This window comes from Nocardia seriolae NBRC 15557, from assembly GCF_007990715.1.
GTDB lineage: Bacteria > Actinomycetota > Actinomycetes > Mycobacteriales > Mycobacteriaceae > Nocardia > Nocardia seriolae.
The window spans coordinates 1-13,488 of record NZ_BJWY01000166.1; the positions used below are offsets into that span (position 1 = coordinate 1).

Annotated in this window: 14 protein-coding genes; 11 read left to right on the forward strand and 3 right to left on the reverse strand. The window is 67.8% G+C overall.

Features of this window, described 5'->3' with window-relative positions; translation table 11 throughout:
* Window positions 1-284 precede the first annotated feature (284 nt).
* The 10 genes from NS2_RS32480 (at window position 285) to groL (ending at window position 9,953) form a co-directional block, all read left to right on the forward strand.
* A complete protein-coding gene (locus tag NS2_RS32480; RefSeq protein ID WP_033091110.1) occupies window positions 285-488 on the forward strand; it encodes a hypothetical protein in 204 nt (67 codons plus the stop codon).
* Window positions 489-510: 22 nt separating this feature from the next.
* Complete coding sequence (locus tag NS2_RS32485) at window positions 511-2,184, forward strand: NAD(P)/FAD-dependent oxidoreductase (protein WP_033091109.1); 1,674 nt, start codon at window positions 511-513, stop codon at window positions 2,182-2,184.
* Window positions 2,185-2,196: 12 nt separating this feature from the next.
* Window positions 2,197-3,672 (forward strand): ATP-binding protein, encoded by a 1,476-nt coding sequence (locus NS2_RS32490; protein WP_033091108.1) that lies wholly within the window; start codon window positions 2,197-2,199, stop codon window positions 3,670-3,672.
* Entirely contained in the window at window positions 3,672-4,025 is a 354-nt protein-coding gene (locus NS2_RS32495) for a UBP-type zinc finger domain-containing protein (RefSeq protein WP_033091107.1), read from the forward strand. Before NS2_RS32490 ends, NS2_RS32495 begins: the two co-directional genes overlap by 1 nt.
* 102 nt (window positions 4,026-4,127) lie before the next feature.
* Window positions 4,128-4,559: a hypothetical protein gene (locus NS2_RS32500; RefSeq protein ID WP_143161511.1), complete on the forward strand. Its 432-nt coding sequence runs from the start codon at window positions 4,128-4,130 to the stop codon at window positions 4,557-4,559.
* Between the two features lie 144 nt (window positions 4,560-4,703).
* Window positions 4,704-5,606 carry an RNA polymerase sigma-70 factor gene (locus NS2_RS32505; protein ID WP_033091105.1) on the forward strand — a complete coding sequence of 301 codons (903 nt, stop codon included), beginning with the start codon at window positions 4,704-4,706 and terminating at the stop codon, window positions 5,604-5,606.
* 139 nt (window positions 5,607-5,745) lie between these two features.
* A complete protein-coding gene (locus NS2_RS32510) occupies window positions 5,746-6,831 on the forward strand; it encodes an NAD(P)/FAD-dependent oxidoreductase (RefSeq protein ID WP_033091104.1) in 1,086 nt (361 codons plus the stop codon).
* Between the two features lie 67 nt (window positions 6,832-6,898).
* Window positions 6,899-7,645, forward strand: a complete 747-nt coding sequence (locus tag NS2_RS32515; RefSeq protein WP_045439943.1) for a Clp protease N-terminal domain-containing protein — start codon at window positions 6,899-6,901, stop codon at window positions 7,643-7,645.
* A 145-nt stretch (window positions 7,646-7,790) separates the two neighbouring features.
* Window positions 7,791-8,093, forward strand: a complete 303-nt coding sequence (locus NS2_RS32520; RefSeq protein WP_033091103.1) for a hypothetical protein — start codon at window positions 7,791-7,793, stop codon at window positions 8,091-8,093.
* A gap of 237 nt (window positions 8,094-8,330) precedes the next feature.
* Window positions 8,331-9,953 (forward strand): chaperonin GroEL, encoded by a 1,623-nt coding sequence (gene groL / locus NS2_RS32525; RefSeq protein ID WP_033091111.1) that lies wholly within the window; start codon window positions 8,331-8,333, stop codon window positions 9,951-9,953.
* Between the two features lie 40 nt (window positions 9,954-9,993).
* On the opposite strand, the gene NS2_RS32530 is transcribed toward groL, so the two are convergent.
* Entirely contained in the window at window positions 9,994-10,935 is a 942-nt protein-coding gene (locus NS2_RS32530; RefSeq protein WP_230463976.1) for an SDR family NAD(P)-dependent oxidoreductase, read from the reverse strand.
* A 150-nt stretch (window positions 10,936-11,085) separates the two neighbouring features.
* Window positions 11,086-11,565: an ArnT family glycosyltransferase gene (locus NS2_RS32535; protein WP_033091102.1), complete on the reverse strand. Its 480-nt coding sequence runs from the start codon at window positions 11,563-11,565 to the stop codon at window positions 11,086-11,088.
* A 379-nt stretch (window positions 11,566-11,944) separates the two neighbouring features.
* Here NS2_RS32535 and NS2_RS32540 point away from each other — a divergent pair, with 379 nt between their 5' ends.
* The gene (locus NS2_RS32540) at window positions 11,945-12,838 is read left to right on the forward strand and encodes a hypothetical protein (RefSeq protein ID WP_143161512.1); all 894 of its coding nucleotides are present in this window, start codon (window positions 11,945-11,947) and stop codon (window positions 12,836-12,838) included.
* A gap of 10 nt (window positions 12,839-12,848) precedes the next feature.
* Here NS2_RS32540 and NS2_RS32545 read toward each other — a convergent pair whose 3' ends face one another.
* The gene (locus tag NS2_RS32545; RefSeq protein WP_033091100.1) at window positions 12,849-13,130 is read right to left on the reverse strand and encodes a hypothetical protein; all 282 of its coding nucleotides are present in this window, start codon (window positions 13,128-13,130) and stop codon (window positions 12,849-12,851) included.
* Window positions 13,131-13,488: the final 358 nt, after the last annotated feature.

Genomic DNA, 13,488 nt, shown 5'->3' on the forward strand with positions numbered 1-13,488 from the left:
TTGGCTTCGAGAGTGTTCGGCAACATTGCCTCCGGGGACGAAATGGTCGGTATCGGAATCCTAATTCGGGTGTCCTGGATCACCCATGTTTCCGTGGCGTGGATCACCCCACGCCACCTGCACGTATAGCTCGCGCCCCGGGTTCATTCCGCTGGTGAAAATCAACTAGATCACATTCCGGGGGTGTCGATGTCCGAAATGTAATGCGCGGCGCACAATGTGGGATAGACGAAGCAACAGACACCGCCACCAGCTTCCGATTGGGAAACGTGAGGTGATCGGCCGTGAACCTGCGTTCGCTCCTGCATCTGGAGACCAAGACGGTCCCGGTCCTGCCCGCCGACGAGCCGGCGACCGATGCGGAGACCACCACATCCGACAAGCCGACCAAGCGGTTCCGGCGTAAGGCCAACGGCGCCCTCGAGGAACGGCTCGAACGATTACTCACCCCGAGCGAGATGGACCTGTTGCACCACCATCGAATTTGACGCGGCCGCTCATACTCGATAGGTGACTTCACCAGCTGCCGCGAAACCGGCCATCCTCAGCGTTGACGACGACCCCGGCGTCTCGCGTGCGGTCGTGCGGGACCTGCGCCGCCGGTACGGTGCGGACTATCGGATTCTGCGGGCGGAGTCCGGCGCCGACGCCCTCGAGGCGCTTCGTGAGATGAAACTGCGCGGCCAGCCGGTCGCGGTCCTGATCGCCGACTACCGGATGCCCGGCATGAACGGCGTCGAATTCCTCGAGCAGGCCATGGACCTGCACCCGCACGCGCGCCGCGTGCTGCTGACCGCCTACGCGGACACCAATGCCGCCATCGAGGCCATCAATGTGGTCGACCTGGACCACTACCTGCTCAAGCCGTGGGATCCGCCGGAGGAGAAGCTGTATCCGGTCGTCGACGCCCTGCTCGAGGCGTGGCGCGGGGACGACCACAAGCCGGTGACCGAGACCAAGGTGGTGGGCCACCGCTGGTCGGCCCGCTGCTCGGAGGTCCGGGAGTTCCTGGCGCGCAACCAATTGCCCTACCGCTGGTATCAGGTCGACGAGCCGGAGGGCGCGCGGCTGCTGAGCGCCGCCAATGCCACCGAGGACCAGTGCCCGGTCATCATCAACCCCAGCGGCGACGTGCTGATCATGCCGACCGACGCGCAGCTGGCCGAGGGCGTCGGCCTGAATACCGATGCCTCCAGCGACTTCTACGACCTGATCGTGGTCGGCGGCGGACCGGCCGGGCTCGGCGCGGCGGTTTACGGCGCGTCGGAGGGACTGCGCACGGTGCTGGTGGAGCGCACCGCCACCGGCGGGCAGGCCGGGCAGAGTTCCCGCATCGAGAACTACCTGGGCTTCCCGGACGGACTGTCCGGCGCGCAGCTGGCCGACCGGGCGCGGCGCCAGGCCGTGAAGTTCGGGGCCGAGCTGATCACCGCGCGCGAGGTGGTCGCGCTCGAGGCGTGCGGTTCGGCGCGCGTGGTCCGCTTCGCCGACGGCGGCACGGTGTCCGCGCATTCGGTGCTCATCGCCACCGGCGTCAACTACCGGCATCATCCGGCCCCCGGCGTGGACGAGTACACCGGCCGCGGCGTCTATTACGGCTCGGCCATGACCGAGGCCAGCGACTGCGCGGACAAGGACGTGTACATCGTCGGCGGCGCGAACTCGGCGGGTCAGGCCGCGGTGTTCCTGTCCCGGCGCGCTCGCAACGTGCACATCCTGGTGCGCGGCGAGTCGCTGGAAGCGTCCATGTCGCACTACCTGATCCAGCAGATCGAGCAGATCCCCAATATCAAGGTGCACACCCGCACCGAGGTGGTGTCCGCCGACGGCGACGACCACCTGGAACGGATCGTGCTGCGCGATAACGCGACCGGCACGGAAGAAAAGGTGGACGCCGAGCGTTTGTTCCTGTTCATCGGGGCCGCACCGGAAACCGACTGGCTCGACGGCATCGTCAAGCGGGACGACGCGGGCTACGTGCTGGCCGGTCCGGACCTCATGGTGGACGGCGAACGACCCGCGGGCTGGGAACTCTCGCGGCCCCCACAGCATCTGGAGACCAGTGTGCCCGGCGTGTTCGTGGCCGGTGACGTGCGGTCGGAATCGGCCAAGCGGGTGGCCTCGGCGGTCGGCGAGGGCGCGATGGCCGTCATGCTGGTGCACCGCTGGCTCGCGAAACAGTAGGAAGTAGGGCACATGGGCAATACCCGATTGATCTGCGACCCGAACGAACTGCGGCAGCTGTTCCTGTTCGAGAAGCTCGACGACGAGCAGCTGGCCTGGCTGTGCCGCGACGGCCGGGTCGAAATGTTCGAGCCCGGACTGGTTTTCCGCGAGGGCGACCCGGCCACCTGCTTCTACATCCTGATGGACGGCGAGGTGGTGCTGACCAAGATGTCGGGCGGCGAGGAGATCGAACTCGTCCGCACCGAGCACGTCGGCTCCTACTCGGGGGCGTGGACCGCCTACATGGGCGACAAGGTCGAGCAGACCTACACCGCCTCGTTCTACGTGACCCGGCCGTCCAAGTTCTTCGTGCTGGACGCGGGCACCTTCGCGAAGATGATGCAGGAATGGTTCCCCATGGCCCTGCACCTGTTGGAGGGCGTCTTCTTCGGCAATCGCAATGCCAATGAGCGCATCGGGCAGCGGGAACGGCTGCTGGCGTTGGGCTCGCTGTCGGCGGGCCTGACCCACGAACTGAACAATCCGGCCGCGGCCGCCGTGCGCGCCACCTCCTCGCTGCGCGAGCGGGTGGCCGGGATGCGGCACAAGCTGAAGATGATGGCGCACGGCAAGTTCGATTCCGAGACCCTCGAGGCACTGGTGCAGCTGCAGGAGGAGGCCGCCGCGCAGGTCGCCAAGGCCCCCAAGCTCACCTCGCTGGAGGCCGCCGATCGCGAGGACGAGCTCGGCGACTGGCTCGAGGCGCACGACATCGCCAACGGCTGGGATCTCGCGCCCAACTTCGTGCAGGCCGGATTCGACACCGACTGGCTGGAGAAGGTGCACGGCACCCTGTCCGGTTGCGGCGGAGACGTTTTCGAGGGGGCCATCCGCTGGCTCAACTACACCGTCGAGACCGAGCTGCTGATGAACGAGATCACCGACTCGACCACCCGCATCTCCTCGCTGGTGAACGCGGCCAAGCAGTACTCGCAGATGGACCGGGCCCCGTTCCAGGTGGTGGACCTGCACGAGCTGCTGGACTCCACGCTGGTCATGCTGGCCCGCAAGATCGGCGACGACATCACCGTGGTCAAGGAATACGATCCGGCGCTGCCGCAGGTGCCCTGCTACGCCGCCGAGCTCAATCAGGTGTGGACCAATCTGATCGACAATGCGGTGGCCGCGATGGCAGGCCGCGGCACCCTGACCATTCGCACCTATCGCGAAGGTGATTGCGCCGCGGTGGAAATCGGCGACACCGGGCCGGGCGTGCCGGACGAGATCCGCACCCGCATCTTCGAACCGTTCTTCACCACCAAGCCGGTCGGCGAGGGCACCGGCCTGGGCCTGGACATCTCGTTCCGGATCGTGGTGAACAAGCACCACGGCGACATCCGCGTCGAATCCGAGCCCGGGAACACGCGATTCATCGTGCGGTTGCCGCTCGAGGCGGCCGCACCCACCGAAACCGAAGCGGCGCAATCCACTACGGAAGGCCAGTGATGACCGAACAGATCGAAGGCATCGACCCCAGCATGGTGCCGAGCGGTTCCGGCTGCGTGGAGTGCGACGCCGCCGGCGGCTGGTGGGTGCACCTGCGCCGGTGCGCGCAGTGCGGGCACGTCGGCTGCTGCGATATGTCGCCGAATCAGCACGGCACCAAGCACTTCGAGAACACCGGTCACCCGTTCATCCAGAGCTTCGAGCCGGGCGAGGACTGGTACTACAACTTCACCAACAAGGAGATGTACGAGGGCGGCCCGGAACTCGCGCCGCCGCACGCGCATCCGGCCGATCAGCCGGTCCCGGGCCCGCGCGGGCGGGTCCCCGCGGACTGGCAGCAGCACCTGCACTGACCCCGAACTTCCGCTTCCGAGAGTTGCCCGCGCCGGGTACGCTGCTGCTCGCGCCGGGCCGCTCCGGTGCCAGGCACTCTCGGGAAGTTCGGAAAGCAGGGTATGAAGCGACTTTCGATCGTCGCCCTCGCCGCAGCAGCGATGGCGTTGGGTCTCGCCGGTTGTGGTTCGGACAAATCCGGTGATGCGAACGGCCTGAAGCAGGCGAGCAGCACCACCGCCAGAACCACCGGCGCCGTCGCCTCCACCACCGCCGCCGGAGCGCCGATCGAACCGCCGACCGGCGCTCCGGCCGGTACCACCGTCGCCAAGAAGACCAGCGCGCCCAATGGCGCCCAGACCACCTGCGGCGACTTCCGCGATCTGACCGATGACGTCGAGAAGCAGGTGATCGACCAGATCCTGGCCGCCCACCCCGGCTCGTTCCTGGAGGGCAACGCCAATATGGCGCTCGGCACCGCCAAGCTGGCCTGCCTGTCCACGACGTACACCAATACGCCGGTCGCCGTCGCAATCCGGGTTGCCGCAAAGTAGTTTCGCAACGTAACGACTTATTTCGTAAGATCGGGGTCACTCGTCGGGCACGTCCAAAATCGTTTCGGCTCCCAACCGCCGGCACGGGTGCCCGACTCCGACGGCTCTGAGCCGTCCGCTGAAGATTCGGGGAGGCGGAGGAGCATGGACGCCGACGGGCTGGTCGAATTCGAGCGACACCGGCCGCGGCTGTTCGCGCTCGCCTACCGCATGATGGGCTCGGCCGCCGAGGCCGAGGACGCCGTCCAGGAGACCTACCTGCGCTGGGATACCAGCGATCGCACCGGAATCCGTTCCGCCGAGGCCTGGCTGACCACCATTCTGGTCAATCTCTGCCGCAGCTGGCTGGATTCGGCCCGCGCCCGCCGCGAGGCCTATGTCGGGCCGTGGCTGCCCGAACCGGTACCCACCGGCCGCGGCGAACTCGGTCCGCTGGAATCGGCGGAGCAGCGGGAACTGGTCTCGATCGCCTTCCTGACCCTGGCCGAGCGGCTCAGCCCCACCGAGCGCGCCGTCTTCGTGCTGCGCGAGGCGTTCGGCTACGCGCACCGCGAGATCGCCGACATGCTCGACCTCACCGAGGCCAATGCCCAGCAGGTCTACCGCCGCGCCACCCACCGGGTGCACGAGGAGCGCCCGCGCTTCGAACCGGCGCCGGCGCACGCCCGCGAACTGGTCGAAAAGTTCCTCGACGCAGCGCAATCCGGTGATCTGGCCGCGCTCGAGGCCATGTTCACCGCCGATATCGTCGCGGTGGCCGACGGCGGCACCAGGATCAATGCCGCGAAGGTGCCCATCGTCGGGGCCGCGAAGGTGGCCCGCTACCTGGTGGGCCTGTTCACCAAGGTGCCCGGCGTGGACTTCGCGATCGAAGAGGTCAATGGCGCACCGGCTTTCGTGGCCCGGCTGCGCGGGACCGTGATGGGCATCGTGTCCGCCGGTTTCGACGGGGGATCGATCGACTCGGTGCGGCTCATGGTGAATCCCGACAAACTCGTCTACTTCGGGCGCGGGGATCGGGCACTCGCCGATAAGGCTGCTGGTTAGACGCGTTTCCGCGCCGCGGATTCGGCTGTGACACAGGACACGAGCCGGATTTGTCAGGGATCGCGGGGCTGTCCGGTCTAGAGGGTGTCGGCCACCGAGCGGGGCCGACTGTGTACCTGAAGTGAAAAGGAGCACTCTCATGACCGGGCAGCAGAGAATCGTCGTTCTGGGGGCGGGGTACGCGGGACTGTCCGCGGCGCGGCAGGTCGCGAAGGACAAGGGCGCGCGGGTCACCGTCGTCGACGCCCGCGCCGAATTCGTCGACCGGGTGCGCCTGCACCAGGCGCTGGCGGGTCAGCGGGTGCCCCGGGCCGATCTGCGGAAGATGTTGGCGGGCAAGGGCATCGAGTTCGTTCAGGCCCACGTCGAGCGCATCGATGCCGCGAATCGCCGCGTCGAACTGGCCGGTGGGCAAGCGCTCGGGTACGACACCCTCGTCTACGCGCTGGGCAGTGCCGGGGATCGCTCCGCCGTGCCCGGCGCCTCCGAATTCGCGCATTCCGTGGCCGTTCCCGAGGACATCCGGGCCATGCCCCAGCTGTCCGGCCGCATCGCCGTGGTGGGCGGCGGTGCGACCGGCATCGAGGTCGCCAGCGAGCTCGCCGAGTCGCGACCGGACCTGGTGGTGACCCTGGTCAGCGCGGACGAACCCGGCGGCTGGCTCGCGCCGAAGGCGCACAACCACATTCGCGCCGTCCTCGACCGGCTCGGGGTGCGGGTCCGCACCGATGCCAAGGTGGCCGCCGTGACCGCCGAGGGTCTGGAACTGATCGACGGGGACCGCATCCCCGCCGAAACCGTGCTGTGGACAACCGGTTTCAAGGTTCCGCAGGTGGCGGCCCGGTCCGGTATCGCCGTGGACGGCCGCGGCCGCATCCTGGTCGACGACGAGCTGCGCTCGCGCTCGAACCCCGGCATCTACGCGATCGGCGATGCCGCGGTCATCGCGGGCCCGGACGGCCGTGACCTCAGAATGGCTTGCGCCACCGCGATTCCGGCGGGGCAGTATGCGGCCACCGCCATCGCGGCGCGGTTGCACGGCAAAGAACCGGCGGAGCGTAAGTACCGCTATGTCTTCCAGTGCATCAGTCTCGGCCGCCGCGACGGCGTCATCCAGTTCGTGCACGCCGACGACTCGCCCGCGCGGATGGTACTGACCGGTCGCACGGCCGCCTGGTTCAAGGAGCAGATCGTGCGCATGGTCGCCAAGGTGGCGCAGGACTAGCCGCGAGACGATGCAACTCGTCAACTAGTGGTTGACCGAGAGACAATGGGCAACTTAGAGTTGACGCATGACGAACTCCATTCGCCTCGACGACTTGATCGACGGCATCAAGAAGGCCCGCCCCGACGACATCCTCGAGCAGCTCTCCGATGCCGTCGTGCTGGGCAACCACATCGGCGAAGTGGCCGACCATCTCATCGGCCACTTCGTCGACCAGGCCCGGCGCTTCGGCGCGTCCTGGACCGAAATCGGCCAGAGCATGGGTGTCACCAAGCAGGCCGCGCAGAAGCGTTTCGTGCCCAAGGCTCCCGCCGATCCGGCCGCCCTCGATCCGAATGCCGGTTTCGCCCGCTTCACCCCGCGGGCCCGGCACGTCGTGATGGCCGCCCAGGAGGAAGCCCGGGCCGTCGGCAATCTCGAAACCAGCCCCGAACACCTGGTCCTCGGCCTGCTCGCCGAACCGGAATCCCTTGCGGTGAAGGTCATCGAGGCCAAGGGCGTCTCCACCGACGCCGTCCGCCGGGTGGCCGCCGCCGCGCTCCCCGCCGCCACCGGCGACCCGGTGCCCGCCCTCATCCCGTTCGACGCGCAGGCCCGCAAGATCCTCGAACTGACCTTCCGCGAGGCGCTGCGGCTGGGCCACAACTACATCGGCACCGAGCACCTGCTGCTCGCGCTGCTCGAGGTGGAGAACGGCACCGGCGTCCTGTCCGGCCTGGGCCTGGACAAGGACTCGGTGCAGGCCGACATCGCAGCCCTGCTGGGCTCGCTGCCGGTGCCCGGTGTGACCGCGCCCGCCCCGGATGCCCGATAGGCCCGGACACCGAGTAGTCCGCATGTCGCCGCTCGCCGTCCGCGTGTCGCTCCACCATGCCGTCGACCTGGTGATGTAGAGCCCGCGCGGGCTCGGGCGCCACCGGGTCCCATGGTGTGCATGATGCGGCAGATACGATTGTGGAATGGCGGGCGACGAGGGTTCCGACCTAGTTGCGGGGGAAAAGCGCGCCGATCTGCTGCGCGCGCTCAGTTATGTCTCCACCGAGGACACGCCGGACGGCGGCTACATCGTGAACGGAGACCTCCCACCCAAGGTCGCGCCACCGTTCATCCGGGCCATCATGCGCATCGAAGCCGAACTCCTCCTGCAGGACGCCGAACTCGTCACGGTCGAGCACGGCGAACCGCGCACTCCGGAGGAACGCCGCACCGACGCGCTGATCGCTCTGTTGCTCCGTGTGGACGACCGTTCGCACTTCTCGTAGTCCTCGCGAGACATCGGCCGCCGACATGCTCGCGCGGCCATTCGGTGGTTCTTCACAACCTCGCAGCCGGTTCCCGGCAACCTTGCACTCGCTGGTGGCGAGTGCTAGAAAGGGATTTGGCACTCCGTACCCGTGAGTGCTAGGTCGGAACGGTGAGGCCGGTACCTCCGGTCGTCCGTCGCGGGCACCGAACCTGACCAGATCATGCCCATCCCTGATCTGGAGGATCTCAACGCAATGGCCAAGACAATTGCGTACGACGAAGAGGCTCGCCGCGGACTCGAGCGTGGCCTGAACAGCCTCGCCGACGCTGTCAAGGTGACCCTTGGCCCCAAGGGCCGCAATGTCGTGCTGGAGAAGAAGTGGGGCGCCCCCACCATCACCAACGATGGTGTCTCCATCGCGAAGGAAATCGAGCTCGAGGACCCGTACGAGAAGATCGGCGCGGAGCTCGTCAAGGAAGTTGCGAAGAAGACCGACGACGTCGCGGGTGACGGCACCACCACCGCCACCGTGCTGGCCCAGGCGCTGGTCCGCGAGGGCCTGCGCAACGTGGCCGCCGGCGCCAACCCGCTCGGCCTGAAGCGCGGCATCGAGAAGGCCGTCGAGGCCGTCACCGCCTCGCTGCTCGACACCGCCAAGGAGGTCGAGACCAAGGAGCAGATCGCCGCCACCGCCGGTATCTCGGCCGGCGACTCGTCCATCGGTGAGCTCATCGCCGAGGCCATGGACAAGGTCGGCAAGGAAGGCGTCATCACCGTCGAGGAGAGCAACACCTTCGGTCTCCAGCTGGAGCTGACCGAGGGCATGCGCTTCGACAAGGGCTACATCTCCGGTTACTTCGTGACCGACCCGGAGCGTCAGGAAGCGGTCCTCGAGGACCCGTACATCCTGCTGGTCGGCTCGAAGATCTCGACCGTCAAGGACCTGCTGCCGCTGCTGGAGAAGGTCATCCAGGCCGGCAAGCCGCTGCTGATCATCGCCGAAGACGTTGAGGGCGAAGCGCTCTCGACCCTGGTCGTGAACAAGATCCGCGGCACCTTCAAGTCCATCGCCGTCAAGGCCCCGGGCTTCGGCGACCGCCGCAAGGCCATGCTGGCCGACATCGCCATCCTGACCGGTGGCGAGGTCATCAGCGAAGAGGTCGGCCTCTCTCTCGAGACCGCCGGTCTGGAGCTGCTGGGCACCGCCCGCAAGGTCGTCATCACCAAGGACGAGACCACCATCGTCGAGGGCGCGGGCGACCCGGAGGCCATCAAGGGCCGCGTGGCGCAGATCCGCACCGAGATCGAGAACTCGGACTCGGACTACGACCGTGAGAAGCTGCAGGAGCGCCTGGCCAAGCTGGCCGGTGGCGTTGCTGTCATCAAGGCGGGCGCGGCCACCGAGGTCGAGCTCAAGGAGCGCAAGCACCGCATCGAGGACGCCGTCCGCAACGCGAAGGCCGCCGTCGAAGAGGGCATCGTCGCCGGTGGTGGCGTGGCCCTGCTGCAGGCCTCCCCGGCCCTGGACGCGCTGTCCCTGACCGGTGACGAGGCCACCGGCGCGAACATCGTTCGCGTCGCGCTGTCCGCGCCGCTGAAGCAGATCGCCTTCAACGCGGGCCTGGAGCCCGGCGTCGTCGCCGAGAAGGTCTCGAACCTCCCGGCCGGCCACGGCCTGAACGCCGAGTCCGGCGAGTACGTCGACCTGCTGGCCGCCGGCGTTGCCGACCCGGTCAAGGTCACCCGCTCGGCCCTGCAGAACGCGGCCTCCATCGCGGCCCTGTTCCTCACCACCGAGGCCGTCGTCGCCGACAAGCCGGAGAAGGCCGCCCCCGCGGGCGACCCGACCGGCGGCATGGGCGGCATGGACTTCTAGTCCGCGCCTCCGGCAACGGAATCGAAGTAACCGGGCCCGGTCACCTGATGGTGACCGGGCCCGGTGCTTTGCCGAAGTGATCGTGAAGGCGGGGGAGGCGCCGGCAGTTCACATTCCGGTGGCGAAGCGGGCGTTGCGGATGGCGTCGGCGCGTTCCGGGAAGGTGCTGTCGACCAGGGCGGCGATGCGGCCCATGACGGGGGCCAGGCGGCGGGGGCGGTCGATGATGGCGTCGCAGATGATCCGGCCGCCCTCCGCGGGGGTGAGGGCGTTGGCGGTGGCCTGCTGGTAGACCGGGTTGGCGGTGATCATGTCGGTGCGGACCAGGGGGGAGGTAGATCGAGGTGAATCTGAGGTTCTCGGTGTGGGTTTCGGCCTGGAGGTTGGTGGCGAGGGAGTCGAGGGCGGCCTTGGAGGCGACGTAGGCGGCGTAGCCGGGGCTGCCGTAGAGGTTGGCCAGGGACAGGATGTTGACGATCTGGCCGCCGCCGTTGGCGCGCATGGCGGGGGCGAAGGCGAGGATGAGCCGGACCGCGGCGAAGTAATTGAGGCGCATGGTGCGCTCGTAGTCGTGGAAGCGGTCGTAGGACTCGTCGAGGCGGCGGCGGATGGAGCGGCCGGCATTGTTGACCAGGATGTCGGCGCGGCCGTGGTCGGCGAGGACGTTCGCGGTCACGGCGTCCAGGGCGTCGAAATCATTGAGATCGCAGGGGTATGCGGCGGCGCGGCCACCGGCTGTTTCGATTTCGCCGACGACCCGGTCGAGTTCGTCGGCGCGGCGGGCGACCAGTAGGACCGTGGCCCCGGCCGCGCCGAGTTCGAGGGCGGCGGCCCGGCCGATCCCCGAGGAAGCTCCCGTGATCAGGACGGTGCGGCCGCCGACCGCGTCCGCGAGGGTGCGATTCCGTCGCAGCCGGGACAGGCTGACCTGGGTGTCGAGGCCGTGCCTGATCTTGTGAAGCAAACCGCTCAGTTCCTGCATGCTCAGGGATGCTAAGTGCCGCAGTGTGATTCGGGGCCCGTTCAGTGGTGTGCGCAGTAGTAAGCCTGGACCGCGGCCCCATCACCCTCGCCCGGCAGCTCGCGGCAGTGCCCGCGAATCCAGCCAGGCGATCGTCCCGGGCCGGGGTGATCAGGACCAGCCCGACCTCGCCGGACTCGACCATGCGAGCCACCTCGTCCGTGCTCGGGACGGGATATTGCCGCGGTTCAGCGTGACCGTCGCGGGTGTGACGGCGGCCACCGCCGCAGCCACCAGCGCCGCTCCGGGACCGGACAATCGCCGCACCGCGCGATGGAGCACGAGGACGGTCAGCACGCCCTCGATGACCTGGGGCAGCAGATACGCCCAGAGGTGTGGTCCGAAGATCCGCGTGGACAGCGCCTGGAGCCAGATGGCCCCGGGCAGTTTGTCGATGCTGATGGTCGCGGCCGGATCGAAAGCCGCGAAGAAGAAGTTGTGCCAGCTCATGCTCATCGAGCGCGCGACGGCCGCGTAGTACAGATGCGGGGTCTGCGCTCCGATGCCCCAGACATAGAGCACCCCGGCCAGCGTCGCGGTGGCGAGCAGCGCGGGCCGGGCCCAGCGCGGCTGGTCTTCCGGTCCCCGCAACCATTGTGACCAGTCGGTTCTTGCTCCAATGGGAAGTGCGATCGCCCCTGTCACAGGCCCAATCTCGGCCCGTGTGCGGGGTCGTGTCAACGAGATTCCCCCCAGGACGAGGGGTTCCGTCCGAAATCGGCCCGGCGGCGTATGCGCGCCCATCGCAGGGTGGGCCCGCATCGCCGATCCGCTCCGCGCACCGGCCGACCAACCCGACGCGCCGATATGATGTGTGCTGGAAATTAGCGGCCCGGCTCGGATCGATACGCTCCGGACACGAGCCGAGATGGGTGAGGCCGGACGACGAGGGTAGATCCGACTGACAGGACGGGCCCGATGACAACTCCGCCGCAGTATCCGAACCCCGACGACCCGGGGCAGCCGGGCAATGTCGACCCGCAGCAGCCGCCGTATCAGCAAGGGCAGCAAGGTTTCCCGCCGCAGCAACCCCCCGCCGCACCCGGGCCAGCCCAGGCCGCCACAAGGTCAGCAGGGACAGCCCTGGCCGGAACAGGGTCAGGGGTGGTCGCAGCAGGGGCAGCCGTGGGCAGGGCAAGGTCAGGGGTGGCAGCAGCCGGGGCCGGGGTTCTCGCCGCCGGGAGTGCCGCCGCAGCCGTGGGGAGCGCCGCCTCCGGGGACGCGGCGGCCGATCTGGCGGTCGCCCATTGTGCTGATCGCCGGTGGGCTGGTGCTGCTGCTCCTGGTGGTCGGTCTGGTCTTCGCGATCCGCGGTGACGACTCGGGAAGCACCGGCGCCGCGGCGAGCACCTCGATCACCACGCAGTCGCGCACGGGTGCGCCGTCGACGACCAGGACTTCGGCCAAACCGACCACGACGACCAAGACGCCGGCTCCGGTGCCGCCCGCGGTGCAGCCGATCGTCGACGCGCTGCCCGCGCCTTTGCGCAAGGCCCTGCTGCAGAACGACATCCGGCCGAAACCGGCCGATGACATGTTCGGTTACGACGCGGCGGCCGCATTCACCCTCAGCGCGCACGACCCGCAGCTGAAGGGGCTCATGCACTGGCCGGACAACGACTACTACCCGCTGGCCTACATCTCGACGCAGCCCGACAACCTCCGGCACATCTGGGGCAGTCAGCATCCGGAGTGGACGTCCGACGAGGGCACGCGTCTGGTCCGCATAGATCCGGGCGACCAGTACACCAATGGCGCCGCGACGCTCGAGGTGTTCGTTCCGGGCTCGGGCCTCTATCTGGAGCTGTCCGGATTCGCGAGCGCCGATGCCGCCAAGCAGTTCGTACAGCGCGCGGGCTTCTGAGCGCCGGGGCTCAGCGGTAGGGGTAGCGCGCGGAGAAGGCGATCGCCACATCGATGGGCCGGATGCCGAGCTGTTCGGCGGTCGCGGCGATGGTCGCCTGGATCGGGGCGTGGTCGGTGGCGGTGGTGTCGTGGAGCAGTTCGGCCAATTCCATCGCCGCGATGGCTTGCGCGCGGGTGACCAATCGGCCGGGCAACCAACTAACGCGCCAGTCGGTTTCTTTATGGCCGGGCAGTCGTTCCGCGAACTCGTCGACGAGCGCACTCGTAATCGACCAATCGCAGACGTACATGCGAGCTAATTTAGTCCTCTGAACAGCCGATTTGACTTCTGTTCGTAGCAACACGTAACCTATTCCAGGGCAGAGCGACACGGACACCGACCCGGAGCCCCAAGGGCCTGGGAAACGAGGTTGGACGAGGAGCGCCTGATGATCACACTAGCTTCACCTGACCAGCGGATTTGGTTCCGCTGATACGGCTGGGCTAAGCTGTAAAATTTGCCTCAGAGACCGACCGGGACAAAGTGCCCGCGAAGTTCTGTGTGCGTGTGTTCTTTGAGAACTCAATAGTGTGTCGATGAATGTCAGTGCCAAATATTTTATTTGGTTCCAATCATTCCCACCCCGTGAGGGTGGGGCCGGACATTAA

Bases quoted from the DNA above. Each gene is read 5' to 3' on its own strand.
- NS2_RS32490 (WP_033091108.1), top strand. From the start codon at position 2,197: ATGGGCAATACCCGATTGATCTGCGACCCGAACGAACTGCGGCAGCTG.
- NS2_RS32495 (WP_033091107.1), top strand. From the start codon at position 3,672: ATGACCGAACAGATCGAAGGCATCGACCCCAGCATGGTGCCGAGCGGT.
- NS2_RS32500 (WP_143161511.1), top strand. From the start codon at position 4,128: ATGAAGCGACTTTCGATCGTCGCCCTCGCCGCAGCAGCGATGGCGTTG.
- NS2_RS32505 (WP_033091105.1), top strand. From the start codon at position 4,704: ATGGACGCCGACGGGCTGGTCGAATTCGAGCGACACCGGCCGCGGCTG.
- NS2_RS32510 (WP_033091104.1), top strand. From the start codon at position 5,746: ATGACCGGGCAGCAGAGAATCGTCGTTCTGGGGGCGGGGTACGCGGGA.
- NS2_RS32515 (WP_045439943.1), top strand. From the start codon at position 6,899: ATGACGAACTCCATTCGCCTCGACGACTTGATCGACGGCATCAAGAAG.
- NS2_RS32520 (WP_033091103.1), top strand. From the start codon at position 7,791: ATGGCGGGCGACGAGGGTTCCGACCTAGTTGCGGGGGAAAAGCGCGCC.
- groL (WP_033091111.1), top strand. From the start codon at position 8,331: ATGGCCAAGACAATTGCGTACGACGAAGAGGCTCGCCGCGGACTCGAG.
- NS2_RS32530 (WP_230463976.1), bottom strand. From the start codon at position 10,935: ATGCAGGAACTGAGCGGTTTGCTTCACAAGATCAGGCACGGCCTCGAC.
- NS2_RS32540 (WP_143161512.1), top strand. From the start codon at position 11,945: ATGTCGACCCGCAGCAGCCGCCGTATCAGCAAGGGCAGCAAGGTTTCC.
- NS2_RS32545 (WP_033091100.1), bottom strand. From the start codon at position 13,130: ATGTACGTCTGCGATTGGTCGATTACGAGTGCGCTCGTCGACGAGTTC.